At 51.9% G+C, this 26,994-nt stretch carries 22 protein-coding genes, 2 tRNA genes and 1 pseudogene; 12 read left to right on the top strand and 13 right to left on the bottom strand.

The genetic code is table 11. The annotated features are described in order from the left end of the window. The 6 genes from JRI95_03980 to JRI95_03955 form a co-directional block, all read right to left on the bottom strand. Nucleotides 1-285: patatin-like phospholipase family protein (locus tag JRI95_03980; GenBank protein ID MBW2060702.1), on the bottom strand; the 285-nt coding region annotated here is incomplete at its 3' end. 115 nt (nucleotides 286-400) lie between these two features. Continuing rightward, nucleotides 401-1,264: an amidohydrolase family protein gene (locus tag JRI95_03975; GenBank protein ID MBW2060701.1), complete on the bottom strand. Its 864-nt coding sequence runs from the start codon at nucleotides 1,262-1,264 to the stop codon at nucleotides 401-403. Between the two features lie 31 nt (nucleotides 1,265-1,295). Continuing rightward, nucleotides 1,296-2,270: a P1 family peptidase gene (locus tag JRI95_03970; GenBank protein ID MBW2060700.1), complete on the bottom strand. Its 975-nt coding sequence runs from the start codon at nucleotides 2,268-2,270 to the stop codon at nucleotides 1,296-1,298. Nucleotides 2,271-2,326: 56 nt separating this feature from the next. Continuing rightward, nucleotides 2,327-3,361, bottom strand: a complete 1,035-nt coding sequence (locus tag JRI95_03965; protein ID MBW2060699.1) for a hypothetical protein — start codon at nucleotides 3,359-3,361, stop codon at nucleotides 2,327-2,329. A 5-nt stretch (nucleotides 3,362-3,366) separates the two neighbouring features. Beyond that, nucleotides 3,367-4,875, bottom strand: a complete 1,509-nt coding sequence (locus JRI95_03960; GenBank protein MBW2060698.1) for an Rne/Rng family ribonuclease — start codon at nucleotides 4,873-4,875, stop codon at nucleotides 3,367-3,369. Then, nucleotides 4,872-9,092 carry a CoA activase gene (locus tag JRI95_03955; GenBank protein ID MBW2060697.1) on the bottom strand — a complete coding sequence of 1,407 codons (4,221 nt, stop codon included), beginning with the start codon at nucleotides 9,090-9,092 and terminating at the stop codon, nucleotides 4,872-4,874. The genes JRI95_03960 and JRI95_03955 overlap by 4 nt, the downstream gene beginning before the upstream one ends. A gap of 559 nt (nucleotides 9,093-9,651) precedes the next feature. On the opposite strand from JRI95_03955, the gene JRI95_03950 reads away from it, so the two are divergent. After that, a complete protein-coding gene (locus JRI95_03950) occupies nucleotides 9,652-10,512 on the top strand; it encodes a DMT family transporter (GenBank protein MBW2060696.1) in 861 nt (286 codons plus the stop codon). A gap of 48 nt (nucleotides 10,513-10,560) precedes the next feature. After that, nucleotides 10,561-11,463 (top strand): MBL fold metallo-hydrolase, encoded by a 903-nt coding sequence (locus JRI95_03945; GenBank protein ID MBW2060695.1) that lies wholly within the window; start codon nucleotides 10,561-10,563, stop codon nucleotides 11,461-11,463. 95 nt (nucleotides 11,464-11,558) lie between these two features. Here JRI95_03945 and JRI95_03940 read toward each other — a convergent pair whose 3' ends face one another. The 5 genes from JRI95_03940 to JRI95_03920 all read right to left on the bottom strand — a co-directional run bounded on the left by JRI95_03940 (nucleotide 11,559) and on the right by JRI95_03920 (nucleotide 16,952). Further along, nucleotides 11,559-12,791: an ABC transporter permease gene (locus JRI95_03940; protein MBW2060694.1), complete on the bottom strand. Its 1,233-nt coding sequence runs from the start codon at nucleotides 12,789-12,791 to the stop codon at nucleotides 11,559-11,561. 46 nt (nucleotides 12,792-12,837) lie between these two features. Beyond that, a complete protein-coding gene (locus tag JRI95_03935) occupies nucleotides 12,838-13,524 on the bottom strand; it encodes an ABC transporter ATP-binding protein (protein ID MBW2060693.1) in 687 nt (228 codons plus the stop codon). Nucleotides 13,525-13,529: 5 nt separating this feature from the next. Further along, a complete protein-coding gene (locus JRI95_03930; GenBank protein ID MBW2060692.1) occupies nucleotides 13,530-15,140 on the bottom strand; it encodes an efflux RND transporter periplasmic adaptor subunit in 1,611 nt (536 codons plus the stop codon). Between the two features lie 126 nt (nucleotides 15,141-15,266). After that, nucleotides 15,267-16,079 (bottom strand): pyrroline-5-carboxylate reductase, encoded by an 813-nt coding sequence (gene proC, locus JRI95_03925; GenBank protein MBW2060691.1) that lies wholly within the window; start codon nucleotides 16,077-16,079, stop codon nucleotides 15,267-15,269. A 162-nt stretch (nucleotides 16,080-16,241) separates the two neighbouring features. Continuing rightward, nucleotides 16,242-16,952, bottom strand: a complete 711-nt coding sequence (locus tag JRI95_03920) for a Smr/MutS family protein (protein ID MBW2060690.1) — start codon at nucleotides 16,950-16,952, stop codon at nucleotides 16,242-16,244. A 142-nt stretch (nucleotides 16,953-17,094) separates the two neighbouring features. Here JRI95_03920 and JRI95_03915 point away from each other — a divergent pair, with 142 nt between their 5' ends. Both JRI95_03915 and JRI95_03910 read left to right on the top strand, forming a co-directional pair. Then, the gene (locus JRI95_03915) at nucleotides 17,095-17,712 is read left to right on the top strand and encodes a DUF3786 domain-containing protein (protein MBW2060689.1); all 618 of its coding nucleotides are present in this window, start codon (nucleotides 17,095-17,097) and stop codon (nucleotides 17,710-17,712) included. Between the two features lie 23 nt (nucleotides 17,713-17,735). Then, a complete protein-coding gene (locus JRI95_03910) occupies nucleotides 17,736-18,497 on the top strand; it encodes an AAA family ATPase (GenBank protein ID MBW2060688.1) in 762 nt (253 codons plus the stop codon). Nucleotides 18,498-18,511: 14 nt separating this feature from the next. Here the strand turns inward: JRI95_03910 and JRI95_03905 are convergent, their stop codons facing one another. Continuing rightward, complete coding sequence (locus JRI95_03905) at nucleotides 18,512-19,126, bottom strand: CoA pyrophosphatase (GenBank protein ID MBW2060687.1); 615 nt, start codon at nucleotides 19,124-19,126, stop codon at nucleotides 18,512-18,514. 162 nt (nucleotides 19,127-19,288) lie between these two features. On the opposite strand from JRI95_03905, the gene JRI95_03900 reads away from it, so the two are divergent. The 6 genes and pseudogenes from JRI95_03900 (at nucleotide 19,289) to JRI95_03875 (ending at nucleotide 23,822) form a co-directional block, all read left to right on the top strand. Further along, nucleotides 19,289-20,239 (top strand): PASTA domain-containing protein, encoded by a 951-nt coding sequence (locus JRI95_03900; protein ID MBW2060686.1) that lies wholly within the window; start codon nucleotides 19,289-19,291, stop codon nucleotides 20,237-20,239. Between the two features lie 18 nt (nucleotides 20,240-20,257). Continuing rightward, entirely contained in the window at nucleotides 20,258-20,920 is a 663-nt protein-coding gene (locus JRI95_03895) for a ribulose-phosphate 3-epimerase (GenBank protein MBW2060685.1), read from the top strand. A gap of 235 nt (nucleotides 20,921-21,155) precedes the next feature. After that, nucleotides 21,156-21,437, top strand: a complete 282-nt coding sequence (locus JRI95_03890; protein ID MBW2060684.1) for a hypothetical protein — start codon at nucleotides 21,156-21,158, stop codon at nucleotides 21,435-21,437. 157 nt (nucleotides 21,438-21,594) lie between these two features. Further along, a complete protein-coding gene (locus JRI95_03885) occupies nucleotides 21,595-23,109 on the top strand; it encodes a hypothetical protein (protein ID MBW2060683.1) in 1,515 nt (504 codons plus the stop codon). A gap of 94 nt (nucleotides 23,110-23,203) precedes the next feature. Then, nucleotides 23,204-23,444, top strand: a pseudogene (locus JRI95_03880) (integration host factor subunit beta). A gap of 42 nt (nucleotides 23,445-23,486) precedes the next feature. After that, a complete protein-coding gene (locus tag JRI95_03875; protein MBW2060682.1) occupies nucleotides 23,487-23,822 on the top strand; it encodes a hypothetical protein in 336 nt (111 codons plus the stop codon). Nucleotides 23,823-23,935: 113 nt separating this feature from the next. Here the strand turns inward: JRI95_03875 and JRI95_03870 are convergent, their stop codons facing one another. Continuing rightward, nucleotides 23,936-25,636 carry an acyl-CoA dehydrogenase gene (locus JRI95_03870; GenBank protein MBW2060681.1) on the bottom strand — a complete coding sequence of 567 codons (1,701 nt, stop codon included), beginning with the start codon at nucleotides 25,634-25,636 and terminating at the stop codon, nucleotides 23,936-23,938. A gap of 948 nt (nucleotides 25,637-26,584) precedes the next feature. Between JRI95_03870 and JRI95_03865 the strand changes: the two genes are divergently transcribed. Then, a tRNA-Ser gene (locus JRI95_03865) sits at nucleotides 26,585-26,670 on the top strand. 17 nt (nucleotides 26,671-26,687) lie between these two features. After that, a tRNA-Ser gene (locus JRI95_03860) sits at nucleotides 26,688-26,780 on the top strand. Nucleotides 26,781-26,994 lie beyond the last annotated feature (214 nt).

Raw genomic sequence — 26,994 nt, 5'->3', positions numbered from 1 at the left:
ACGCTGGGAAAGAGTTTCAGGTCGGTCGTGGAAGGCCTTGCGTATCAGCGGCAAACCTGCCTTGCGGAAGAGCTCCGTGTTCAGGATTTTCGGAATAACGCCTTCCAGCTCGGCCGCACTCAGATAGTAAGCATACAACCCTCCAATAATGGCGCCGATACTGGAACCGGATAAGAAGGAGATCCTGATACCGGCGCGTTCCATGGCCTTGAGCACGCCAATATGGGCCAGCCCCCGGGCTCCGCCAGCCCCCAGAGCCACACCAATCTTTGCTTTTTGGAACATACAAAAAGTTTATATCGGTTAGAGAAGGAAATCAAGCAAGACCCAAGAGAATACAAGCTGCTGCGGTTCCGCTTGGCCCCGGCCGTTGCAACCCGGGAGTAACGACGATCTTTCTTTACAAAATCTTTTTTTCTTCCAGGACCTTTGATAACAGGCGGGCGGCGGCCTCCCCTTTTATCGTCTTTTTCGCTTTTTGGTTGAGACGGACAGACTCCATCTCTTTAAAATAGCGGTTCGGGTGAATAAGCGGGAAGTCGCTGCCAAAGAGTATTTTTTCCGGTCCGATAATCCGGACTGCCAGCTCATAGACCTGCGGTTTATATAAAAAGGGGGAGGCGGCCGTATCAAAGTAAACATCGGCCATGGCTGCCTCCACCTCCCTTTTCAAGAGACTATAGAAAAAGAGGCCCCCACCCCAGTGGGCCAGGATGAGTTTAACCCCTTTTAAGGCCAGAACAAGTTCATAGATCATTTTCAAGGTCAAGGGCGCCTTGCCCGGATACTGGTGGCCGATCGGCTCATTGACATGCATGAGTAGCGGCAGGCCGCGGGCTTTACAGAGTTGCCCCAGGCCGGTCAGCCGCTCTCGAATTCGCTCATCGAATCCGCTGTTATAAATCGCCAGTTCTCCAAGACCCCAGAGCCCGGCGGACAGGGCCCGTTCGGCTTCCCGTTCAGCCCAGTCTTTCAAAGGGTCAAACGATGCCAGACCGATGAGCCGATTCGGGAAGCGGCCTTGCGCGTCAAGGATGTAGTCATTATGGGCCTTGGCATTATCTTCATCAGACCAAGGAAAGCCAAAGATGACAGCCAGGTCCACCTCATCTTCATCCATGGTCTGAATCAGCTCGATCGCCCCTGCCACGCGGGCCTTCTCGTCCCTGTATATGCGGGTGAAGGCCGGTTCTCCGGTGAAAAACCTGATACGGTCGTTCCTGATGTCGGGCGGGAAGATATGAGTATGAACGTCAATGATCATGTTCGCATCCTGATTAAAAAAGGCCCGGCCTTCATGGATGAACCAGGTCCCGATAAGCCGGGATTCCAGGAATGCCTGTGGCCGTGCGGGCGGCGGCCGCAATAGCCTGCGCCAGAGCTTCAGCCCCCAGGGCCCCGATAATATTTTCATCCACCGCGGGGCCTTTGCCAGTGGCTAGAACAAAAACCATGTCTCCATCGTGAAGCGTGCTGGTCGGGCGGATGGCGCGGGCAAAACCACAGGCGGCCATTCGGGCCGCTCGCGCGACCTGAAGCTTGGTCAGCCGGGCCTCCGTAGCCACTACGCCAAGAACGGTATTTGAAGGCGGCGGGGCGAGGAAACCCTGCCCGGAATTGATGGCGGTCATGGTCCCGCTTATGGTTCGGCCGTCCGGACTGCGGACTCCAGCCAGTATTTCACCAGTGTCAGGATCAACAATATCACCGACAGGATTGGCCGCGACCAGGGCGGCGACCTTGATTCCACCGGCCTCAAAGCCGGCCGAACCCAGGCCGGTCTTCATGGCTCGCTCAATACCCGCCATTTTGCCTGCGGTAGCGCCGGTTCCAGCCCCGACGCAGCCCTGCCTCACCGGGTCGGAGGAAGCTGTACGGGCGGCTTCGTATCCCATGGCCTCATCTGGCAGCCTGAAAGACTGGTTGAAAAACAAATCATAGATGACCGCGCCCGGGACCAGAGGCACCCGGCCGCAGCTCGTGTCCAAGCCATAGCCATTTTCACTCAGCCAGCGCACCACGCCTGTGGCCGCAGCCAATCCAAAGGCGCTCCCCCCCGTGAGGAGAAGGCCGTGTACTTCTTCGGTCCGGGTCAATGGATCAAAGAGGTTGGTTTCTCGTGAGCCCGGGGCCATGCCTCTGAGTTCCATCCCGGCCGCCGCTCCCTCCGGGCACAGTATGACGGTACAGCCGGTGCGGTTTGCCTCATCTGTTGCATGACCGACCGTAATCCCGGCTATATTGGTCAAGGTTATTTGCTTATCATTCATGGGTCCACCTCAACATGAAAGAGTATCCAGCGGAATGAGTCTTGAAGGCAATTTAGCTAAGAGGGGTTGCCTGAACTCCTTTCCCTTGCCACTCGGTTCAGTTCCTGGCTTAGGTTCAGGGTTTGACCGTTTACTTTTATTTCCAGCGATTCAAGGGGGAAGGGTGGTGTGTTGCCTTTATTCAGAATCAAAGGGACGTGGGTCATGGGAAGACGAAACACGAAAACCTGAGCAATAGAGCGGGCCCTGGGATCGGACCTGCTTTGAAAATGAGCCAGGATAGCGATCCGAATCGTCTTGATTCGGTCTGCAGGGGTTAAGTAGCTTTTAAGGGCCGACAGGGCGGTTAGAAAGGGACCACGGAAAAGAACAACGCCCGCGCTAAGAAGGCCCATTTCGGTTGGGTCAAAATGCGGATCGAAGATCAAACGCAGCTTAAAAACGGCCTCAGGCCCCGAGGGAAAAGCAATGGAAGCAAGCGGCAGGGTGAAGTCATGTTTCTGCCCGTTCTTTTTCAGGGTGTCAACAAGATCTTTGAACCTTTGATGATCAGACTTGGACCAGGCGAAGGCGTTCTGGGCCGAAGACAGATAGCCCTGATAAGCATAAAGGGTCACCGGTACGATGAGAGGCTCCTGGGTCGGCTCCCGGTCGAGGACGCGGTAAAGCAGGTCCTGAAAGGCGGCGAACTCCTGCACGTCTTTGATCTCGCCCTGCTGGCTGATGAAATCTGGCTTGGTCAGCCGGTATTTGAATGCGGACCGATAAAAGAGAAATCGGTCCTGAACCATGTGACCGGCCATCGGCTCCTCGATTACGGGTTGAATCTGAAAGCGGATTTGACCATGCGGATCGGAGATGAACTCACTCTCTTCAACCAGAAGTCGGCCGAGGATGGAACTCACTTCAGCCTTGATCCCTTTGACAGGCTTACCTGAGGGGTCATGGACCTCGATAACCACTCGTCGCAGGTATTGGTCGGGTGGAGAAAGAAGGGCCTGCTCGGTTTTGTTTACGCCAGCGAAAGCAGGAGCGAAACACCAGGGGAGAAATAGCGCCATCAGGATGGCGGCGAGCGGTTTTCGTAACAACTGTATCACGACTCAATGGCCGATCCAGGCTCTTCGGTCTCGGATTCTCGCCGGATAAACTTCAGGTCCATCTGTTCTGGCAGAACCTCAGGATGCCCTTTCAGCTCAATGCTCACCTTAAACCGGTCTTCAAGGTCCAAAAGCTCCTGGCGCTTTCGATTCAGAAGGTAATCGGCCACCGTAGGATACAGGCGTCCCTGGACCTTTCCCAGGCGTCCCTTGGAAATTTTTTGAGTAATGGTTCGCATGACCGCCAGGGCTGTCGCCTCGGGAGAACGAACCACCCCCCGCCCGCCGCAGACCTCACAGGTAAGATAGGTGCCATGTTCAATGGGAGGGCGGAGGCGCTGCCGGGACAGTTCCAGCAGACCGAATTTGGAGATGCGGCCCAGGGCGATCCTGGCCTTATCTTTCTTGGATTCATTCCGCAAGGTTTTTTCGACTTCCCTAAGGTGGGCGCTTTCCCGCATATCAATAAAATCTATGACAATCAGACCGCCCAGATCGCGCAGCCGCAGCTGGCGGCATATCTCCTCCGCCGCCTCCAGGTTGGTCTTGAAGGCTGTGTCCTCCAGCTTGGTTTCTTTGGTGGATCGGCCTGAATTGACATCAATAGCCACCAGGGCCTCGGTCGGATTAATAACGATGGAGCCCCCGGACTTGAGCCTGACCTCGCGAGAGAAGACCGCCTGAATCTGTTCCTCGATCTGATATTTGGAAAAGATGGGCCTTTTTTCTTTATAGCGCTTGATGAGATTCTGATGGCGGGGAGAGACGACTTTCATAAATTCACGGGCATTGCCATAGACCTCGGAATCGTCAATCAGAATTTCCTTGATTTCAGGCGTAAAGTAATCCCGGATGGTCCGTAAGGCCAGGTCGTGTTCCTTATGAACCAGTGAAGGTGAAGGCAGCTCGGGAACCTTGCGGCGTATTTCCTCCCAGAGCCGAAGCATGTGACTTAAGTCCCGGGTTATTTCCCGTTTGTTGCGTCCCTGGGCCACAGTGCGCACGATACACCCGAAACCCTCCTTGTCAGGCAGGTCTTCAATGATTGCCTTAAGGCGCTGGCGTTCGTCCTCGTTCTCGATCTGGCGGGAAACGCCCACATGCTCCTGGCCGGGGGAGAGAACGATGTACCGGCCGGCAAGAAAGATAAAGGTGGTCAGCGCCGCGCCTTTGCTCCCCGACGCCTCTTTGGTGACCTGAACCAGGAGCTCCTGGCCTTTTTTAAGGGCCTTGCGGATGTCAGGCCAGCCTCGCTTCGGTGGCTCCTGCTGATAGTACTCAGGGTGGATGTCGTTGATCTGCAAAAAGCCGTTGCGTTCCGCGCCGAAGTCAATAAAGGCCGCCTGGAGCCCGGACTCGATATTGACGATGACGCCTTTATAGATGTTGCCTCGCACCTGTTCTTTGATGGAGCTGTCCGTATAAACTTCTTCCAGGTGACCGTCTTCCACAATGGCGATTCGGTACTCCTCAGAGTCCGAGGCATTGATGAGCATTTTTTTCATTGTTCTTTTTGAAACTCCCGATATTGGTAGACCTGATACATAAAGGCTTCCAGGCGGACCAGGCTGTTAGTCTGCTCCTGACCGTCACAGGTTACGTTCAGGATCGGGATATTGTTATGGTCTTCCCGAAAACGCTTGAGAAGCGCAACAACTACATTCCCGGGCATGCAGGTAAAGGGGATGATGTTCACCAGACCGGAGGCCCCCTTCCGGAAGAAGTCTTCTGATTTGCCCATAGAGAGGATGGTTTCGCCTTCAAAACTGCGATCCAGATAAGGGCTGGCGTAATCAAAGGTATCGGTGATCAGAGGCTCATGGAAGTTGCGCAGCGAACCCCGATACGTCTCCTCCAGCTTATGCATATCCTTGATCTGGAAGTAGTTAATGGTTTTTCTGGACAGAAGGGTTTTCCATTGCCTCTGCCGGCGTACGACGGCCATCTGGGCTTGATTGAGGTAAAGAATCCATTCCCCGACGGACGCCATCCAGGCTTCACCATTGAAACGCTCTATGTTACGAACCGTATCCTCGTTGGAGAATTCGTTGTTTCGGGTGTAGATCTCGCCCACAACGCCAATAACGGGTTTCGAGCCGGGGTCCTTAAGCTCGACCGCATCCTGGCGCTTCTGGCAGCGAACAAGGCAGTCCGTCAGGTCCCGGTGATTTTTAACGGTCTCACAAATGTCGTCCAGGCAGGCCTGGTAGACCCGGTCAACCTCCCCTGGATTCACCTCATAAGGCCGCGTCTCCAGCTTTTTTTTGATAATAAGGTCCACGGCCACGATTGCATGCCAGGCAATCCGTTTGAAGTCTTTACCGGCAAGGTCCTCCATCTCTTCATACATCGTTGTCCCTTGTTCGGTGGCATAGATGGGGATCTCCGGGTAGCCAAGCTCATCCAGAACCAGACGCTGGAAGCGGTGGTACTGGCCGAAACGGCATGGTCCATTGCCTGAAGGCATGAAGAAGGCCATCTGTTCAGGATTAAAGTCAGGCCGCCTGATCAACCTGACCATGTCGCCGGTGGTCAAGCAGCAGGGGTAGCATTCCTTGCCTGAAGTCAGCTTCCGTCCCAGCTGCAATGTTTCCGGGTCCGAAGGCGGAAGCACTTCTGCTTCCACGCCGCAAGCCTCGAAGCTCGCCGCAAGGGCAAAGGTATGGTCGGTCATGGGCGGGATAAAGAACTTTCGATCTTTCAACTCCGCTGTTTTGCGGCCGCGGAAGGTGAGCAGACTCTGGCTTTCTTTGGGTACGGTCACGTTCTTCAAGCTGTCGAGAAAAGCCTCCAGCCGGGTCACGGCGCCGACGTCGGAGCTGTGCTCGTCAATTTCGATCTCCAGATAGGGCTTGCCGCGCATGATATCCCGGAAGAAATGCTCGATGAAGGAGTCCGGCCCGCAGCCGAAATTGGTTATGAAGATTCCATAAAGACGTTCATCCCGCCGGATGATTTCAGCGGCGGATAAGAGTTTTTGCGCATAGCGCCAGTAGTGGTGCAGAGATTCTTCGTGATACCGGGGATCATCTAAAGGCAGGAAGTCCATGGGGATACCCAGCACCCCAAGGTCCCTGAACTTGCTGGAGAGGTTCAGGTTCAAACCGGGGTCAAAGCCATTATACGGTCGTGAAACCACGACCATTCCCAGCCAACCCTTCTCATCCAGTAAATCCAGGGCTTCACGGCCCCGGGCCAGCAGGCGCTGGTAAAAGTTTTCCTGAGCCTCAATTCCCCGGCGCACCGCTTTTTTTACCTGCCTGGCGCCAACGCCCAGATTTTTTCCAATTTTAATCATACCGTCGGTCAGGATTTTCTCCCCCTCCCCGAAATAGATCGGTCCCTGGATCAGTTCCACGTCATGGGCCTTGAAATCAATGGCGGAGTGGCAGGTATAGGTCAGAGTCTGGGAGTAGGGACAGATTTTACTCCATTCCATATCCGGGTCCTTCTTGGGCATGTTGATAACGCTTGGCAGGAAGATCCGCTTCACGCCTTTATCAATCAGGTCCAGGATGTGGCCGTGACCAACCTTGGTCGGGAAGCAGGGTTCATTAACTACGACCTCGATCCCCTGGTGGATCAATTTTTTATTGGATTTTTCTGATAGAATTACCTCAAAGCCCAAGGTGGTGAGAAAGGTTTTGAAAAAGGGCATCAATTCGTGAAAGAACATGGCCCGAGGCACCCCGATCACGCCGCGATCCAGCCCGTCAACAGGCTTTGCTTCAGGGGGATTGAAAAGCAATTCGGCCCGTTCGGCGAAGAGGTCGGGTATGCCGCTTTCGGCGGCCTTCTTTTTCTTGACATCATACTTCTCACAGCGGGAGCCATAGAAAAGCGGCGTCTCTCCTTCCAGGGTCACCTTACGGATTTCGCAGGCGTTGGAGCACCCATTGCACTCGAAAGAGGTAATTTCATAGCGGCGCTCTGAAAGGTCAAACCCTTTGAACTTGCTTTTTCCCCAGGTTCGTTCACGCATAGCCAGGATGGCCGAACCGATGGCGCCGGTCACGTCCGTATGATCGGGCACGGTGATCTTTTTACCAGTGATGCTTTCGAAAGCAGCGACAATGCCTTTGTTAAAGGCGGTCGCCCCCTGGTAAAATATGTGGTCGCCAATACGGCGACCTTCCACGACCTTGTTCAGATAGTTGGTCACGATAGAGTACGATAAACCAGCCACCAGGTCCGGAGTTTCAGCCCCTTGCTGCTGATGGTGAATCAGGTCGGACTCCATGAACACGGTGCAGCGTTCACCCAGCTGGACCGGATGTTCAGCGGAAAGGGCGAGGCTGCCAAACTCTTCTTCGATGTTGATCCCGAGCTTTTCCGCCTGTTCTTCAAGGAAGGAGCCGGTTCCGGCCGCGCAGACCTTGTTCATCATAAAATCAACAATCGCCCCGTTTTCCAGACTGATGTATTTGGAGTCCTGACCGCCGATCTCGAAAATGGTGTCTACCTTCGGATCAATTACCGCCGCCGCGGTAGCCTGGGCCGTGATTTCATTGCGCACAATATCCGCGCCGGTAAAATCGCCGGTAAGGTATCGTCCGGAACCAGTGGTGCCGACTCCCATGACCTGAACTCTATCCCCGACACGCTCACCCACGGCTCGGAGTCCCTTTTGGATGGCCTCAAGAGGCCGACCGGCGGTCATGAGGTACTCCCGGTCAATGACGTTTATGTCCTCGTCAATTAAGACCAAATTAGTACTGATGGACCCGACGTCAATGCCAAGGTAGACCTCCACCTTCTCCCCCGGAGGTAGATCGTCCAGGCGGCGGTAGGCTATCGAGGGTTCTGTTTCAGGTTTTTTTAAAGGTTTGAGGAGGCTCCTCTCAGGCTTCTGCTGGTTTATATGGTGCTTAAGCTTTTCCAGCCCGGCGAAACCATTCGCGGCTTCCGAGTGCTCCTTCAGCCGGTCCATCGTGCATAAAGCAGCGCCAATGGCGCCCATGAAGTAAAAATATTTAGGGATAATGAACTCTTTTTCAGACAGATCCATGACCTCCCTGAAAGCCTTATGGACACCGTCATTGGCGGCCACACCCCCCTGGAAGCTAACCGGAGGCATAATCTTTTTACCCTTGGCCAGATTGCTGCGTAAGTTGCGAGCCAAAGCATAGCAAAGACCGGCAATGATCTCGAAATCAGGCGTGGCGGCCTGTTGAAGATGGATCATGTCGGTTTTGGCAAAAACGCTGCACCGACCGGCCAGCCGGGGCGGGGTTTCCGAACGAAGGGCTTCCTTGCCAAAATCCTCAATAGCGTAACCAAGCCGGTGAGCCTGTTGATCCAAAAAGGAACCCGTGCCAGCAGCACACATGGAGTTCATGGCAAAATCCGCAATGGTCAGGCCTCCCCCATCCTCACTCGTAACCAGGATAAGCTTGGAATCCTCACCGCCCATGTCAATGATGGTTCTGGCCTGCGGCACAAAATGGCTGGTGGCCCGGGTTTGAGCGATGACTTCATTGACAAAGGACCCTCCGAGAAGATCGGCTAGGCTCTTGCCTCCCGTGCCCGTAATTGAAACGGTGGCGATCTGGTCCTGGTCGTATTCGCCTAGCAGTCGTCCTAAGACCTCCAGAGTTACCTCATAAGGACGACCATGGATGCGCGTATAATCCTCAAATATAACCTCCATATTATCGTCCAGCAGAACAGTATTAAGACTGATCGAACCTATATCAAGACCTAAGTGGCACCTTTTGCTCATGGACACACAGGCCTCCTTCCTAAAATTTGAAAATTTTATGAGAGCGGGTAGAACTCACTGAAAAAATATCCACAGCGTATCCTTCGTGAAAGACAGCGTCCTTCTTCATAAACCTCATTGACGTCCTACAGTAGAATATAAAAACAACCTTACCTCGTCAGAGTCAAGAAAAAAGTCCTGATCTGATCACAATTATAGTAGTAGCAGTATAGTACTTTCCCAAGTAGTGTCAACTCTGGTATTTGGAAGCACTATCTATATTAATGACAAGCAGGTGTGACATTTGACGGAATAGAGGCAGGAAAGCCTGGTGACGCTGGAACGTTCAAGGGGATGTGTCTGCCTCGCCTGCCTTTTTGCGGCCTTGCTCGTCTATCTTCTGCTCCTCACCTTCTGGACTCCTCACTTCTTGAAGTAATAATGCGGGCGCTCATTTTCGCTTATTCTTTGCATTTCGCTCCCAGCATGCTAAGAAGAAATAATTCTAGTAAGCTGTTTTTCGTGTCCCTGTCTGATGCGGAAATTGATCAGCCAGGCAGAAGTTAGGACCGGGACCTTCATGACTGTTCCAAGAAGCGTCTATCTCTTTCTGATCGTGGGACTGATATCGGCCAGCCAGTCTGGAAACATTGTCAGGCTGGGTGAGGCGCATCCTTTTGCCATCGCCACCTGGCGCCTGGGCCTTGCCGCCATACTCCTGCTTCCCCTGGCCGGGTCGAGACTCAATATGCTCAGACGCCTGCGCAAAAGAGACTACCTTCTTCTTTGCCTGTCCGGCCTGGCTCTGGCAGCGCATTTTTTCACCTTTATCGGCGCGGTTCAAAAGACAACCGTGGCAAATGCGACCATCTTTTTTTCCATGAACCCGGTCATTACCGTCACGGCCGCCTACTTCATTTTTGGTGAGCGCCTGAGTGCCAGCCTCTTTCTGGCTATCAGCCTCGGTCTAATCGGGATTGTCTTTCTAGGAGGCAATGACCTGAGCTTAAACCCGGAGCACCTTGCCGGCGACGGTCTGGCGCTACTTTGCACCATTTTCTTCTCGGCATATCTCCTTCTTGGGCGAAGGCTCAGAGAATTTTTACCAAATATGGTTTATGTCTCAGCGGTTTACGGTCTAGCCGCTGTCTTTGGTTTTATCTGCCTGGTTTTTCTCGATCTGCCGATCATTAAATACAACGGCGTCACCTGGCTCTGCTTCATCCTCATGGCCTTAATCCCCACCATGGCCGGGCACACCTCATTAAACTATGCCATTCGTTACATCGGCGCCAGCCGAATCTCCACGGCTACCTTATCCGAACCGCTCCTGGCTGGACTGGTGGCTTTTTTTGCCTGGGGAGAGGTCATCACCTGGGCGGTTTTCGCGGGATACGTGTTCATGTGCGCCGCGGTCCTGGTTCTTGTCCGTGATTTGTAGTATAAGCATACGGCCTGTAGTCTGGTAACAGGGAAAGGAGTCGAGCTGATGAGAATCACCGAACCAGGCCGTGTCACGGACAGAATTTTTTTCTTGGGGCGCACGGAATCGTGCATATACCTTGTGGACGGAGGCGAAGAGTATGCCTTGATAGGCGGAGGCATGGTCTATGCTGCCTTTGAAATACCAAAGCAGATTCAGAATTTCGGGATTAAAGAGGACAGGATCAGACGTATCGTCATCCTCCATGCCCACTTTGATCATGTGGGGTGTATTCCCTACTTTAAAAAACGCTGGCCCTGGGCAAAGGTGACGGCCTCGGCCAGGGCTAAAGAGATGTTTGCAGAGCCGAGGGTCGTTGAGACCATTGCCAGCATGAACCAGGTTACGGCCGCCGGACATGGAGTGGAAGAGGAAGTCAGGGAACAGGGCCTCCTGGATTTCGCAAGGCTCGAAATCGAAGAGGCGGTTGGCGGCGGGGATACACTGCCTTGCGGCGACTTGAACCTGGAGATCATTGACGCGCGCGGTCACTCTTCCTGTTCCATTGCCGTTTACCTCCCTGAAGAAAAAGCCCTGTTCGCTTCTGACGCTGGAGGAATTCCTTACGGGGACACGGCTTTCACCGTGGCCAATTCCAACTTCGACCAGTACCAGCAGACCCTGGAAAGGATAGCCGCTTTAGATGTTGAGATATATCTGGCCGGGCATTACGGCGTCATGACCGGTTGGGACGCCCGGGAGTATATCCAGGACGCCACCGAAGCCGCTCAGGAGACGCGAAAGTTAATTGAGGAATCTTACGCCCGCACTCAGGATGTGCGGCAAACCGCAGAAGAGGTCACCAGAATTCGTCTGGACGCCTCGCCCGGATACTTCCTCTCCAAAGAAATGGTCTTCATGACGACGCAGCAGATGGTGAAGAACCTGGTGAAATTAATGGGGGAATAATCCCGAAAGGTTTTCAGGCGGGCGGGGATAAACACTGCCCCTACAATACCGATTTAGAGTAGGTGTGGGGTTTATCCCCGCCCGCTATTTAGCTGTTACTCGTATCTGAGGGCTTCGATAGGGTCCATGCGGGAGGCCTTGCGGGCCGGGTAGAAGCCGAAGAAGACCCCCACCCCCATAGAAAACAAGGTCGCCAGTAGAATTGAGTCCATGGTGATGATAGTCGGCCACTCGGCCAGGCCGGAGATCAGCTTTGATGATGCGATCCCCAGGATGGTTCCAAGGAGACCGCCGACGATACTCATGGTCACGGATTCCACCAGGAATTGAACGAGCACATCCCGTTCCCTGGCCCCCACGGCCATGCGGATGCCGATCTCCCGGGTGCGTTCCGTCACCGAGACCAGCATGATGTTCATAATACCGATGCCGCCCACGGCCAGGCTCACCGCGGCCACGGCGGTAAGCAGCAGGGTCATGGTGCCGGTGGTTTTGGCGGCCATGTTAGAGAACTCATCTAAGGTGCGGATGGTAAAGTCATCGTCCTGACCAGGAAGGATGCGGTGTCTCTGACGGAGGAGTTCCTCAATTTCACGCTTGGCTTCGGGCACAAGCTCCTGTGATTGTGCGGAAACCCCGATGTAATGGACGATTCCAGGCAGTCGCCTGCCAATGAGCCTCCGGACGTGTGTAGTGTAAGGAATAAAAACGACGTCGTCCTGATCCTGCCCGCTGGGATTACGTCCCTTGGGTATCAGAACCCCGATAACGCGGAAGGGAAAGTTTTTTATACGGACTTTGCGACCAATGATCTCCTCCCCGGGCTGGAAGAGGTTTTCGGCCACGGAAGAACCCAGGACCACCACGCTGGCCGCGGATTTAAGGTGCTGGGCGGTTAGGAATTGCCCTTCTTGAATGGGCCAGGCTCTAATCTCTGCGAAATTCGGAGAGACGCCGTACCCTTTTGTGCCCCAGTTTGTTTTGCCATTCACGACCTGCACGTTTCGGGAGATGAGATAGCTCGAGAGCCGCACGGCCGGGCATTCCCGTTCGATGGCCAGGGCGTCCTTGACCGTTAAGCTAGGCATGGTCCCCCACCCGGCCCGCACCCCGCCCTTTTTACTGGAGCCTGAAAAGATCATGAGCATATTGGTGCCCAGGTCGTTGATCTGCTTCTGAATACTGGCGTTGGCTCCTCGCCCGATGCTGAACATGACGATCACGGATCCGATGCCGATGATGATGCCCAGCATGGTCAGAAGGCTCCTGACCTTGTAAGCTAACAAGGCCCTGACGGCCAGACGGAAGGCTGTTAATATGATATCCATATCGGTTCACACCTCGAGTGGGCCGTTTACATCAGCCCGCACTGGATTAGTTCACTTCCTCCCGTTCCAGAAGCCCATCTCGAAAAAAGATCCTGCGCCGGGCGGCCTGGCCCACCTCCGGGTCATGAGTGACCAGGATGACGGTGATTCCCTGATCGTGGAGGGAGTCAAGCAGTTTGATGATCTCCTGCCCGGTCCTGGTGTCCAGGTTTCCGGTCGGTTCGTCAGCCAGGATCAGGCTGGGGCTGTTGATCAAGGCCCTGGCGAAAGCGACCCGCTGCTGCTGCCCGCCTGAAAGCTGCATGGGCTGATGGAAGGCCCGATCTTCAAGCCCGACAAGCTTGAGGGCCTCCATGGCCTTTTCACGCCGGTTTTGATCGCCAGGCCGGCGGTAGAGCATGGGAAGTTCAACGTTTTCCAGGGCGGTTGACCGAGACAGCAGGTTGAACGTCTGAAAAATAAAGCCGATTTTCCGATTTCGTATATCGGCCCTCATGTTTCGGGAGATGGAGGAGACATCCTCGCCTTCAAGCTCGTACTGACCGGCGGTCAGGCTGTCGAGAAGTCCCAGGATGTGCATCAAGGTGGATTTTCCCGAGCCGGACGGGCCCATGACCGCCACAAAGTCACCCGTTTTGATCTCGAGATCAACTTCTTTCAAGGCTTCCACCGTCTCCCCTTCCATGGGATAGACTTTGGTGGCGCTCTGGAGCTGTATAATCGGGGTACCCATCCTTACTACCTTCCCCGGCCAAACATACGCAGGAGCGGGTTAGACTTGGAGCCGCCTTCCATGGCGGTTAAGGAAAGGCCGACGATTACCCCGTCGCCTTCTTTCAGGTCCCCCTTGACCAGTTCGGTCTCGGTTTCATTGGTGATCCCGATCATAACCTTCATTTCCTGTGGCAAGCCATCCTTGTCGAGGATATAGACCTGGGCCGGGCGTCCGGTTTTCTTCTGCCGTTTTCGCATCCTGGCCATGTATTTACTATAGGCCCTTAGTTTCTTGACCTGATCTTCCCGGAGAATCCCTTCGAGTTTGGTGTTAATCTGGCTAAAGAAGGTGATCCAGGCCTGCCTCTTGTCATCCTTTTCCGTGGTTTCTGCCAGGCCTGCCTTGAGTTTGACGCTGGCTTCCTTGAAAATCTCCTCAAAAGCCTTAGCCTGCTGGGAATCCATTTCCAGTCCTTCAACGGTTTTTTTGAAAAAGGGACGTTCTGTGACTGGAGGCTCCTTTTTCTGTTTGGCTTCTTTAATATCTCCCAGGGGGCGAAATCTGAGCGCGGCGTTGGGCAGCCTGAGGATATCTTTCTTTTCGGCCACGATGATGGTTACATTGGCGGTCATGCCGGGCCGGAGGAGGAGGGCATCGTTATTCACGTCCGCTACCACTTTATAAGTAACCACGTTTTGAATGTTGGTCGCGAAATTTCTAATCTGGCGAACCGTGGCCTTGAATTTTTTTTCCGGATAGGCGTCCACCGTGAATTCGACCTTCTGATCTGCTTTGATCAGGCCGACGTCCGCCTCACTGACATCCACCTCAACCTGCATCCTGGTCAAATCTTCAGCAATATGAAAAAGGATCGGTGATTGGAGCGAGGCTGCCACGGTCTGCCCCACATCCACAGACCGGTATGTTACCACTCCTTTGATGGGGGATCTGATGGTGCAGTAATTCAGCCTGATAGTAGTAAGCTTGAGAGCCGCTTCTCTTTCCGCGATGAGGGCTCGCACGCCTTTTTCCTGGGCGATCATCCTTGCCAGCTGGGCATGAGCCGTTTGCAGCTTGGCTTCAGCCACTTCCAGGGCCCACAGGGCGTTGTCCCGTTTGGCTAAGATTGCGTCAAACTCGGACTTGGCCACTGTTTTTTTGTCTACCAGAGCGCCCAGGCGTTCATACTGGAGCTTGCACTGCTTCAGGGTGGCCCGGGCTGAATTGATGTTGGCTTTGGCGCTTGTAACCCCGGCCCTGGCCGCTTCGATGTCCTTTCGTTTTTCCATGCGCTGGGTTTGGGTTTTTAGGAGCTGCGCCTTGGCCTGTTCCACCTGCGCGGCGTATATAGCAGGGTCTATGCGGGCGATGACCTGGTCCTTTTCCACTTTTGAATTGAAATCCGCATGGATTTCCTTCACGTTTCCCGAAACCTGGCTCCCAACCTTAACCGTGTTAAGGGGTTTGACAGTACCGGTGGATGAGACCGTAGCCAGGACCTTCCCTTTGGTTACGGTTGCGATTTTGTAAGTCTGCCTGGATGCCTCTCCTTTATTGTCGAAAAACCAAACCAGAAGAAGGATTACCACCGCTAAGGCCGCCACCAGCGGTCCCCAAATCCTTAGTTTCTTCATAAAATGGCCTCCTTAAATGGGGGTCAAAATTTTATAAATCGTAATTTCAATAAATAACATTATATATTAATTTTAAGATGGATACCAATTTTTTCGATCTGCCAGCCTGACGACGGGTGGTGCCTTCTACTTCCCCAGTTCGGCCGAACGCCTGGCAGCGGTCCTGACCGCTTCCATGATCAAGCCTCTTAAGCCGCCCTTTTCCAGAACCATGAGCCCGCTGATGGTCGTTCCACCGGGCGAGGTGACCCTGTCTTTAAGCTGGGCCGGGTGGAATCCAGACTCCAGTACTAATTTAGCCGAGCCAAGAATGGTCTGCGCGGCCAGGAGAAGCGCCTGGTCGCGAGGCAGGCCCTCGAGGACTCCGGCGTCAGCCAAGGCCTCTAAGATGATGAAGATATAGGCCGGACCGCTGCCTGACAAGGCAGTCACGGCGTCCATGTTTTTTTCCGCGACCTCCACCACAAGACCCACGGCTTCAAACAGGATGCGCGCCATGGCCAGGTGTTTTTCGGAAGCATGTTTTCCAGGGGCTATGGCTGTGGCTCCGGCCAGGGCCAGGGCCGGGGTGTTCGGCATGGCCCTGATCGTCGGTGTTCCAGACGGAAGGGCCGACTCGATACGAGGCAGGCTCACCCCCGCGGCGATGGAAATAATAAGGTGCCTCGGTTCCACCACGGACTGGATCTCGTTCAGGACCTCATCCAGAACCTGAGGTTTAACCGCCAGGATGATAATAGCCGCCTCTTTTACCAGGCTCTTGTTATCATCCTTTGCCGCCACCTGATACTCTTCTTGCAAGTAACTCCTGCGCGCGGCCAGGGGATCGGAGACAATGATGTCTTCAGGCCGAGCCTGCCCGCTTTGAATCAGCCCTTTGATCAGGGCTTCACCCATGTTCCCACCACCGATCAGGCCAAATCTCCTTTCTGTTCCCACGATCGCCTCCTTCAGATCACCGGTTCAGGTTGAACTTATAATGAAAAGCGTCTTTATGCAAGTATGGGTTCGGGAAATGTTCAAAGGATATAGATGTTTCAAGCCGTGATAAGATAAGGGGCGGCCAAAGGCAGAAACCAGCATTGAGCTGTGGAATTAAAATCAGTTCCGGGCGTGCAAAAGGACGTAACTGGCCCCAGCGCCTCCATCGTGAGGACGAGCAGAAGTGAAAGCGAGGATTCTTTTCCTGACCGGGCCTTTGAGGAGGAGAGACTGGAGTCTTTTTTTGAGAATCGGGATGTGGTTTTTGGAGTTCATTCCCCGGCCGTGTATGAGCAGCACACAGCGGTAGTTCAGGCTGACGGCTTCATCAATGAAATCCTTGACCGCCTCTTCCGCCTCACGAACGGTAAGGCCATGCAGGTCCAGATGGGCCTGGACCGAAAAGGAGCCTTTTCTCAGTTTTTCCAGGATAATGGGATGAATGCCTTTAATAAAACCTTCTATATACTCGTCGGTATCCACAATATCGAACTGGGCTCGTCCGCTGACCAGGTCCTCGAGCCGAGCCAGCACCTCCAGATTTTCCGTTTCGAGCGGCCCTGGGCTTTGAGGGCGGGCGTCCGGGGAAGTCCTGACTATTCTAGCATTATCGCGATTAATGGGGATGACGTCGGCCACCGCTGACCAGAACAGGCTGGAATCACTTTCCATTTGTACCGGCGTTCTGCGGGCAGGGGGTTCTGGCCGAGAAGGCTCTGGTGCTATTTTATAACCTTTAAGTGTCTTGAAAGGATGGTAATTCAGCGGCCCTGGGTCCATCTTTTCAGGCGCGGGTTTTATCTCACCCTTTTTTATTCGTCGCCGGGCCATGGCAAGGGCTCCCGAATAAAATAGTAACCCTGTCCGGGTATGGACATAGGCCCGAATATATATTAGCATAAAATAGAAGATAGATAAAGAGGGGCCCCTGGAAAGAAAAGATTCGTTTCGAAATTTTAGAGGGAGGATATTTTTGGCGCGAAAAGATGATTATATTAAGGCCTTTAATCTGGCTGCCGCCGAAATAAAACAAAAGGCGCCTCAAGAGGTAAGTCGTTTGAGCGCGGTCGAGTATGACCCGGACAAGCAAGAGTTTTCTTTCGATTTTATCGGAAGGCCCCTTCTGGTTCGTTTGCCTCAAATCAGCGTGCTGCTGCTGGATTCAGACGAGGAAGTTCCTATCCAGGAACAGGGCCTGATCCTGCACTATCTGAACAAGGCTGACGGTGTGCCGCGGATGAACGAATACATCACCTATCGCGAAATCCCTTCCGGTGAGTTCTATTATCCGGCCTTTGTCAAACGGGCTGAGGCGCCTCTGGTCTCCTTTTTTGGCCATGCCACTCACAAACTCATCGAAACCGCGCCGTTACTGGGTGGGGAGCCCGTCCGTGGCCTGGGTGATATAGCGGTGTCTATCCAGGCCTTCCCCCATGTAACGTTAACTTTAGTTCTCTGGGAGGGGGATGAAGAGTTCGAGCCCACGGGGAAGGTCCTTTTTGATCGGAATATCAGTCATTACTTATCCACCGAGGATGTGGCCGTCCTCTCCGGGATGGTGATCTACCGGCTGATTCGATTGGCCTCATAAACAGCCGCTCAGGAGTTTTTAAGATGAAGATTGCAATCAGTGGTAAGGGCGGCGTGGGTAAGACAACCCTGGCCGTCATTTTAGCCCGTATCTTTTTCCTTAAAGGCAGCAAGGTCCTGGCCATTGACGCCGATCCGGACGCGAATCTGGCCCTGGCCCTTGGCTTCGACGGGTCCGAGGAGATCACGCCCCTATCTGAAATGCGGGAGCTTATCGCCGAGCGCACCGGGGCCGAGCCAGGCTCTTTTGGCGCCATGTTCAAAATGAACCCCAAGGTGGACGATCTGCCCGACGCCATTTCCCGGGAGATAGATGGAATTAAATTCCTGGTCATGGGCGGCGTCAAGAAAGGTGGAGGCGGATGTGTTTGTCCTGAGAGTGTCATGCTCAAACAGCTGGTCAGCCATCTGGTCCTGGCTCGAAATGAGGTTGTGATTATTGACATGGAAGCCGGGCTCGAACACCTGGGCCGAGGCACAGCCTCTAGCGTGAACAAGCTCCTGGTGGTAGTGGAACCGGGCCGGCGTTCCCTGGACACAGCGCAGGCGGTGCGCCGGCTGGCCCAGGACCTGAAATTGATGAATATTGCCATCGTCGGGAACAAGGTTCGAAACGAAAGTGACGAGGCTTATATCCGCAGCGGGCTGCCAGATTTCGAGATTCTGGGGTTTATACCTTATAACGATGAAGTCATTGAAGCCGACCTCTCGGGCGGAGCGGTTTATAAAAACGCTCCAGCCACCGTGAAAGCGGTGCAGCAGATTTATCAGAATTTGGTCAGATAAATCCAGGCCAGAGGTCAGGTCGAAATCAAGGGGTCGGTGTCCTTTGGTTCTCTGCCTGTCCGGAGGAGGAATAGAAAGTCGTTGAGGATTCTAGCGGTGAGGCCCCAGATGACATCTTGACCATAGGTGTACAACTGGGTTCGGTAGGTATAGTTATTCCAGGAATAAAAGTCTTCGGAGAAATTTTCAGGGTCAAGAAGATGTGATAGAGGCGCGATAATGAGGCGTTCCACCTCGTAAGCGTTCAGTTTGAAGGGGTAAGGAAACGGTATGAGGCCGACAAAAGGGGTGACCCAGTAGTTGGAGTTGACGGTCGGGCCCGACTTCAGTTGTCCCCAAACCTCGACATTGGATGGATCAACGCCGATTTCCTCTTTTGTCTCCCTGAGGGCGGTAGCCAGATCATCCTTATCCGCCGGGTCCTTTGTTCCGCCGGGGAACGAGATTTGCCCGCTGTGTGAATTCAGGTGGTCGGGACGCTTGGTGAAGACAAGAGACAGGTCGTCCGGGTCCGGATAAAACGGGATAAAGACTGAGGCCAGCCGGTATCCGCTTTTGGGGGGATTTATCTTAGGTTTATAATCTTTGAGAATTTTTGAAATCTCGGTAATCGTAAAATTTTTTTTCACAGGTTTGAGCCATCTTGGAATTTAATTTGTCATATCCTAACATAAATTGGTCTCCAGAAACAGGGCTTTAACTTCAGAGGAGATCCCAGGCTTTGGCTTGTTTCGGAGATATAGATTGAGAAAAGGTTTCACACACAGCCTTTTTTTGCTTAAGATATGGGAATGAAGCGCTGGGTCAAGTATAGTTTATACGCCCTGATTTTTTTCATAGCCCTTGGTGTAAGCGCTTACCTGACCACCCGGCTCATTATCAAGAGCGAGCCTGAAGTCACGGTGCCTGACCTGACCGGCTTGGACTCAATCGCTGCTCTTAAGGTTTTATCTAAACTGGGGCTGAACCTTAAGGTCCAGGGCTTTAATTACAGCGATCAGGTCCCCAAAGATCAGATCATGGACCAGGATCCCAAGCCGGGCATGCAGGTGAAGAAAGACCGGGATATCAGGGTCATCATCTCCAAAGACAGCCGGATGGTAAAATTGCCCGATCTCAGGGGCCTTTCTTTAGACCAGGCCCGATCCATCCTGAGCCAGAGCGAGTTATTGGTGGGTCTGGTCAGTTACGTCTATGGTTCTGCCTCGGATCAGGAGCGGGATCGCGTCCTGGCGCAGGTTCCGGAGGCCATGACGCCGGTGGACCGCAAGGGACGGATTGATCTGCTTTTAAGCCTTGGCCCCCGACCGGTGGGGCTGGTCATGCCCGACCTGACCGCTCAGAATTACAGCCTGGTTCTTCTAACCCTGGAAAGGGCCGGGTTGAAAGTCGGTCCGCTCGAGTATGAAAACCGGCCCAACTGGCCCGTGGGGGCGGTTCTGGTCCAGGACCCCGCCCCTGGAAGCCGGGTGTCTCAAGGGGCCTTGATCACCCTGACCGTCAATAGAGAGGGGAGTGGCGGTATATCCGAATATAAATTTCACCTCATAGATTACCAGATTCCATATGGTCTCCTGCGGCGGGAGATCCGGTTCCATGTCGAGGTAGATTTTTTCCGGTTTGATGTTCATGAGGGCTGGCATGGGCCGGGTGAGTTTGTCCGAACGCTGGCTTTAGTCCCGGATCCTTTCGAGGCCTATGTATATGAGGACGATGAAAGAAAGACCTTGTTTGAAAATTAACGTTTGGAGATTGCTTAAATGATGAAGATTGCTGCTTCCATTCTATCGGCTGATTTTACGCGCTTGGGGGAGGAAGTTCGGGCTGTGACCGAGGCGGGTGCAGACTGGATACACATTGATGTTATGGACGGCCATTTCGTGCCCAACATAACCATCGGCCCTCTGGTGGTAAAGGCCTTACGCGAGGTCACCGATGTGCCTTTTGACGTTCATCTGATGATTGATAATCCAAACAACTACATCGAAGATTTTGCCGCGGCCGGAGCAGACTGGCTGACAGTGCATGTCGAGGTCCTGCCTCACCTTCAGCGAACCTTGCAGGCCATCAGGGAAAAAGGCATGCGGCCAGGCGTTTCGCTCAATCCATCCACGCCGTTGAACATCCTGGAGTATGTCATGGATGACCTGGACCTGGTCATGATCATGAGTGTCAATCCCGGGTTTGGGAATCAGTCCTTCATCCCGAAGAGCCTGGAAAAGATTCGCCGCCTGCGCGAAATGGTCAGCGCTTCCGGCCGGGACATTCAGATAGAAGTTGACGGCGGAATCAAGATTAATAACATCGCCAAAGTGGCTGAGGCCGGGGCCAACGTCTTTGTTTCCGGTTCTGGCGTCTTCGGCCAACCCGATTACCGGGCGACCATCGAACAGATGCAGGCTAACGTGAGCCGCCTGCCTTGAGCATGCGCCTGGTAAACCTGAATTATACGGCAAAACAGTTAAAAAACCTCTAGTATTTCACCCAAATATCTGATATAATGGCCAAAAAATAGCATAAGTAGAGGTTGGCCAGTGTCCGTCAATGGTGAAAGAAAAAAGAAGGCCATAAGACCTGATTTTAATGGATCAATCAGGTTGGATTTTCAGGGAGCCAGGCTTTCATCAGACACTTAGTTGGAGAAAATCGAGGCGAGTAGTGTGCCAGATCGAATGGCATTACGATGAGCTTTTCCCCGGGAAGGGATTCATTGTGACCAATTCGAATCTTCCGGCCAGGGAGGTGGTCAAAATTTACAATGGTCGGGCCAATGTGGAGAACCGAATCAAGAAGGGTAAGAACACTACTCCGCATTTCATATCAAGGTCGGCGTTGGTGGGTGCATGTGGCCTCGGTTTTTCCGCTGAGCCATCATTACCGGGCAGTGCTTGGGTATGGGTAATGACCGACTTTTTTGTTGACCCAAAGGGATGTGAGTGATTAGTATGCTTGAAAACCTGATATTGGTTGTTTTTCAGCATGTTTGACGAGGAAGCCTCTATTAGCAAAAGGCAGCGAGCTTTTCAATACCGTCAAATTACTCAATGGGCGTTAGATGGCGGTTGCCGCATAATTCAGGTTAAAAAGGAGAAGCAGTATGGATTTCCAGAGAGAAAAGCTGCATTACAAAAGTAACTGGGAGGAGGAATATAAGCGTAAACTGGTTTCGCCTGAAAAGGCAGTTAAGGTAGTCAAGTCAGGGGATTTTGTCGTAACCCCTCTTCCTGTCCAGCCGTCAATCCTCATGGAGGCCCTGGCTGCTCGAGCCCCGGAGCTTAAAAACGTGACCGTATCGTTATCAGCCACGGGTATTGACCCTGGCTGGCTAGCCCCGGAAATGGAAAAATCCTTCAATATTTTCGTGGAGCTCTTCATTGGCTCAAGGATACGTGATAGCGTGGATGAAAAGAGAGCCAGCTACTTACCCGACCTCTTCTCCATGAGATACAAGGGAATAGATGAAGGAAGGCCTGAGAGCGCGAAAATGACAGATTTTATCTTTATGACGCCTCTCTCTCCCCCGGATAAAAACGGTTTTTGCAGTTTTGGATCCACCATGTGGAACAAGCGCTCCTACGCCAAGAGGGCCAGGTGTGTGATAGCTGAAATTGATGAAACCGCAATACGTACCTATGGCGCCAACTACATCCATGTCTCAGAAATTGACTATTTCATAAAACCGCCCAGTGAGCCGGATCTCAGCAGCGAGGAGTGGGAGACTATCTATAAGATGTTCTATAAGAAAACACAGGCAGAGGTGAATTCCAAACTATCTCTGACCACCCCTCGTGTTCTTCGGGTCATTATTGATATCGGCAAGGCCATGGGCCTTGAAGAGGGCGGTGATTTTCTTGCCCCTAATAGGGGTCTGGATGATCCCACTGAAGCCGCCATTGGCATTGCCAAACACCTTAAGGAGATTATTCGTGACGGGGATACCATTCAGCTCGGTGTTGGACGTCCCAGCTCCTTCATGGTTGAGCTGGGGGTGTTCGATGACAGGAATGACCTGGGAATTCACAGCGAGATGGGCTGCCCCGGCATGCCTTGCCTTGTCAAGAAAGGCGTGGCTAACGGCAGATATAAGACACTCCATCCTGGAAAGGCGGTTTTTTCCACCTTTACGGGGTGTGATGCAGAGGATATTGAGTTTGTGGCAGATAATCCTGCATTTGAGCAATACGACTCGGACTACGTGGCCAATATCAGAACTGTGGCCATGAACGATAACATGGTATCAATAAATAACGGGCTCCAGATTGACCTGACCGGCCAGATCTGCTCAGAAACCCAGTTCGGTACCCGGATGATCAATGGCCAGGGAGGGCAGACAGAGTTGCATATCGGTTCCTTCCTGTCCCGTGGAGGGCGAGCGATAACGCTCATACCATCTACAGCTCTTGGAGGGATGCCTACCATAGTACCCCACTTAGATGAAGGGTCGCTGGTTACCATTCCGCGTCATTTTGCAGATACAATAATCACTGAGTACGGTGTTGCCCGTTTGCTGGATAAAACGCACAAGGAGAGGGCTGAGGAGCTAATTGCTGTGGCTCATCCCGAGCACAGGGATTTTTTGAAAGAAAAGGCCAGAGAGTTCTTCTGGCCCTGATTGATCACCTTTATATTAAATTTAATCTATTGATCAAATTCCATTCTTCACAGGTAAAACCATGAATAAATACCAGTTGATCGAAATTTTAGCTATGCACGAAGGTCTGAGCTTCAAAACAGCAGAAGTTATCGTCAACACTCTTTTTACAAACATTTCTGAAAGCCTTGTACCTAGAGAGAGCAGAGATCAGGGATTTCGGCTCATTCAAGGTCAAGAGCTATAACGGCTATATTGGCCGGAACCCGAAATCCGGCGAAAAGATTGAAGTCAAGCCGAAGAAATTGCCGGTCTTTAAGGTGGGGAAGGATCTTAAACAGAGAATAGATAACTGAGATATCAAATATTGAGATCTAATAATCAGCAAGGAGAGAAGCATGCCGAAGAAAAAGGAAGTAGATGCAATCAAACTGATCGAGGCAATTGAGTTAGGGAGGCCATCAAGGGAAATCATGGCTGAATTTGGGATCAACACGTCAATTCAGCTCAAGTCATATTATCTAGATGCTCTGGTTGAGATGGGGAAGGTTAGAGGTATTGTCGGCCGTAAACCCAAAAAAGCTAAACCGGCTAAAAAGACTAAACGGTTTAAGATCGGGAAACGAGGTAGTCTGACCATATCTCGAGGAATGATTGAAGAGATGGGCTACAAGATCGGAGATTCTTTCACTGTACGAAAAACTAAAACCGGAGTCAGTTTGAAGAAGGGATAATCAAGCCTCAAGGGATTCACACGCAAAGATATGCGATGCTCGGTGACTTGGTCCCTCAGATAGTATTGAAAAAAATCATCTTTAACCATTTACCAGACATTCATCTTATAAAATCATTCACTCATCACATACTGGTCTTTCAAGGCATATACATGATTTTGCCAAACGCTCTCAAAGCCGGACTTATCCATGACTGGCTTCTTTATCATTTTCATAAATATCTCTTCTTGCTCTGGTGTGTTCTCGTGATTAAGGACCACGTTCAAGGCAAAATTTGAAAAATCCCGAATGGCAAAATTAAATATCTCGTTTATTAAATTATCAGGAATATCGTAGATTTTGACGTTTTCCAAAATTAGTTGCGCATAGGCGATAAGAGTGAATAACTCACCGGTAGCCAGCATGTAATCAATGCTCGCTCTTTGAGTTTTATCCGGCGGGGCCTTTAGCAATATCTCTTTAAAAAGCTCGACTTGTTCTTTGAATACCTTTACGTTGAGAATTTCAACTCCCTCATAAGGCTTGCCATAATCCGGGAATTTTATGGAACCCAGTCCGCCCACGCTTTGCCGGAATAGATACTCGTCATTACCGGACTCATTTCGTTTGGGAATTTCCGGATAATGAACGGGATTAAAAAAGTAGTTCTCGATAAATTTTATGATAAGGGCCATGTTCACGTGCTCGGTACCCTCAAGTTTAGGCAGCATACTGATCTCCCGAATGGCCATCTCAAAGTATGTGTCCTGTTCATAACCCTTGGCCGCGATTACTTCATGGAGCAATGCAACCACTTTTTCACCCTGGCTCGTCACCTTCATTTTTACTATGGGGTTATAGAGCAAATAGCGCCGATCGGTTTCAGAGGCCGCTCTCAAGTAGTCGGCCGTGCGCAGGCCGGCCAGTTTCATGGCCATGAGGCGGGTGTATGCCTCGGTGAAAATTTTTTTCACATGAGGAAAATCGGTCACCATTTGCCCATAAAGATTTCTATTAGCCGCGTGATTGATGGCCTCATAAAAAGCGTGGGTACACATGCCGATGGAGGCAAAACCCAACTCAAATTTGCCAATATTAACGGTACTGAGGGAAGAATCCCAGGCCAGGCCGCCTTTTGACAGAATATCCTCTGCTTTAATGGGGTAATCATGCAAAGCATACTCGGCCACGTATGCCTGCCTGACCCCTGAAGTCTCGATTTTTTTTGCGCATTCATAATTCTCATGATCGGTTTCGACAACAAAGAACACATAATCACCAGTGTCAGCCATCTTGGCAAAGGTGGAAACAAGGGCTGCGCAATTACCATTACCTATATAATATTTTCTACCGTTGGCCATGTATGTTCCATCATTCTGAGGCTGAAGCACAACTTCCGTGGAATAGATATCCGCCCCGTGCTCTCTCTCGGAAAGGCCGAACGCAAATATACCCCCCTGTTGTAAAAGCCGGGCGGTTTTGTTCTTAACCTGTTCGTTTTCTCCCATCCATATCGGTCCCAGACCGAGGATCGAGACCTGCCAGGCGTACCAGTAACAAAGTCCATAGAATGCCAAGACCTCGTTATACTCACTGATTCTCCACATGTCCCACCGTGAATCCGGGTCACCATATCCACTCGGAGTCAATAGGGTCGAAAAGACCTGTTCTTTTTTAATGAATTCGAGGAAGTCTTCATGCCAAACACCTTCCTGATCGTCTGATTTAATTTTTTTCAGGCCTTTCTTCTCAAAGAAATCAATGGTTTTAAGCACGATTTCTCTGGAGCGCTCATCGGCGTGTTCTCGGTCGTATTTCCTAGGATTAAATAACATTATAAAATCCTTTCCTTATATGAAAGCTGTAGTTATTTGACGGGAAAAGCGGATGATCCATTTTCTATTCATAGCGGCACGTTCCCTGCGGGCCAGTTAAAATGAATGCCGCATAGACCTCAGCTACTTCTTGAAAGCTGTACTTACCATTCGGATTGAACCATTTCACAGTCTAGTTCAAGATCCCCCAGATGGCCAAAAGTAATATTCTCGGTTCGATATCATTCCTGGAAATTTTCATCTTCCTTCCCTTTATAATCACCTTCAACCACATATTTTCGTACTTCTTAACCTAAATTATGCGGCAACTGCCGCGTTTCATTTATAATCAGCCTTTCGCAGCCGCCATCTAACTCGTTGGACCATTTGGGGGTGTTGAAAAGCCTTTGCCTGCCCTATAATGACGATTTCTCGTCAAAAATACAGAAGAAAACCCTAACTGTTGATTTTCAAGCATAGTAACCCTCAAAAATTTACTCTGTCAACCAAATATTTACCTTACCTATGTCCAAGCACCGCCCGGTAATGATGGCTCGGCCTTCCCGCTACACCGCCATTGCCAAGCGGTGTTTGGATATGAGTGACCGATCGGGAAATATTGACTGCGGGAGTTCCTATGGAGTAGTATCTCTAAAAATTGGGTATACCGTTTTACCGGGCTGTTTATCGGCGCATCTGACACGCAAGAGCCTTTGAAAAATAGTTTGCTGGGCTGATGAACCTTAAATGCCAAGTAAAAAACGGAAACGAACGCAGAAAAACATGAGTAACGCGGCGACTGCGCATAATTACAGATAAAGCCTTGATGCAGGTTCTTGAAATAGGAGCAGGACAAGGGCCGGAACGATTATCCAGTGCACAGTCATGAAGCCGGATAAGAAAACATCCTGACAATGCAAATGGCTCGTTGACACTATATTTAGAAGGTGCTAATTAATCATTTTACATGGAGGGATGTCCGAGTGGCTTAAGGAGGCGGTCTTGAAAACCGTTGTGCGAAAGCACCGTGGGTTCGAATCCTACTCCCTCCGCCATTTTTGGCGTCAAATGTGGAGAGATGGCCGAGCTGGCTGAAGGCGCTCGCCTGCTAAGCGAGTAACGGGGTTACACTCGTTCGAGGGTTCGAATCCCTCTCTCTCCGCCATATATCAAATACTTAGGCCACTTCATTCTTATAAAGAATCCTCGAAAACTGACCCGAACTGTACCCATCTGCGTACCCTATTTAGTCGTCCCTGAAAAAATCTGTTTAGGCAGCCATTACGCCCATATTAATGCTCGACGCCGGTTTTGAGTCATATAAGAAACGAAAAAATCCTGATATGCACGGAATATGGCGGCCAAAAAATCGGGCCAGC

The sequence above is a fragment of the Deltaproteobacteria bacterium genome, from assembly GCA_019308995.1.
Lineage (GTDB): Bacteria > Desulfobacterota > Desulfarculia > Adiutricales > JAFDHD01 > JAFDHD01.
Note: the sequence above shows the minus strand (reverse complement) of the source record. Positions and strands in the feature narration are given on the sequence as shown.

Excerpts from the sequence above, each read along its gene's own strand:
- JRI95_03975 (MBW2060701.1), bottom strand. The coding sequence starts at position 1,264 with ATGATCATTGACGTTCATACTCATATCTTCCCGCCCGACATCAGGAAC.
- JRI95_03970 (MBW2060700.1), bottom strand. The coding sequence starts at position 2,270 with ATGAATGATAAGCAAATAACCTTGACCAATATAGCCGGGATTACGGTC.
- JRI95_03960 (MBW2060698.1), bottom strand. The coding sequence starts at position 4,875 with ATGAAAAAAATGCTCATCAATGCCTCGGACTCTGAGGAGTACCGAATC.
- JRI95_03955 (MBW2060697.1), bottom strand. The coding sequence starts at position 9,092 with ATGAGCAAAAGGTGCCACTTAGGTCTTGATATAGGTTCGATCAGTCTT.
- JRI95_03950 (MBW2060696.1), top strand. The coding sequence starts at position 9,652 with ATGACTGTTCCAAGAAGCGTCTATCTCTTTCTGATCGTGGGACTGATA.
- JRI95_03945 (MBW2060695.1), top strand. The coding sequence starts at position 10,561 with ATGAGAATCACCGAACCAGGCCGTGTCACGGACAGAATTTTTTTCTTG.
- JRI95_03940 (MBW2060694.1), bottom strand. The coding sequence starts at position 12,791 with ATGGATATCATATTAACAGCCTTCCGTCTGGCCGTCAGGGCCTTGTTA.
- JRI95_03935 (MBW2060693.1), bottom strand. The coding sequence starts at position 13,524 with ATGGGTACCCCGATTATACAGCTCCAGAGCGCCACCAAAGTCTATCCC.
- JRI95_03930 (MBW2060692.1), bottom strand. The coding sequence starts at position 15,140 with ATGAAGAAACTAAGGATTTGGGGACCGCTGGTGGCGGCCTTAGCGGTG.
- JRI95_03920 (MBW2060690.1), bottom strand. The coding sequence starts at position 16,952 with ATGGCCCGGCGACGAATAAAAAAGGGTGAGATAAAACCCGCGCCTGAA.
- JRI95_03910 (MBW2060688.1), top strand. The coding sequence starts at position 17,736 with ATGAAGATTGCAATCAGTGGTAAGGGCGGCGTGGGTAAGACAACCCTG.
- JRI95_03900 (MBW2060686.1), top strand. The coding sequence starts at position 19,289 with ATGAAGCGCTGGGTCAAGTATAGTTTATACGCCCTGATTTTTTTCATA.
- JRI95_03895 (MBW2060685.1), top strand. The coding sequence starts at position 20,258 with ATGATGAAGATTGCTGCTTCCATTCTATCGGCTGATTTTACGCGCTTG.
- JRI95_03885 (MBW2060683.1), top strand. The coding sequence starts at position 21,595 with ATGGATTTCCAGAGAGAAAAGCTGCATTACAAAAGTAACTGGGAGGAG.
- JRI95_03875 (MBW2060682.1), top strand. The coding sequence starts at position 23,487 with ATGCCGAAGAAAAAGGAAGTAGATGCAATCAAACTGATCGAGGCAATT.
- JRI95_03870 (MBW2060681.1), bottom strand. The coding sequence starts at position 25,636 with ATGTTATTTAATCCTAGGAAATACGACCGAGAACACGCCGATGAGCGC.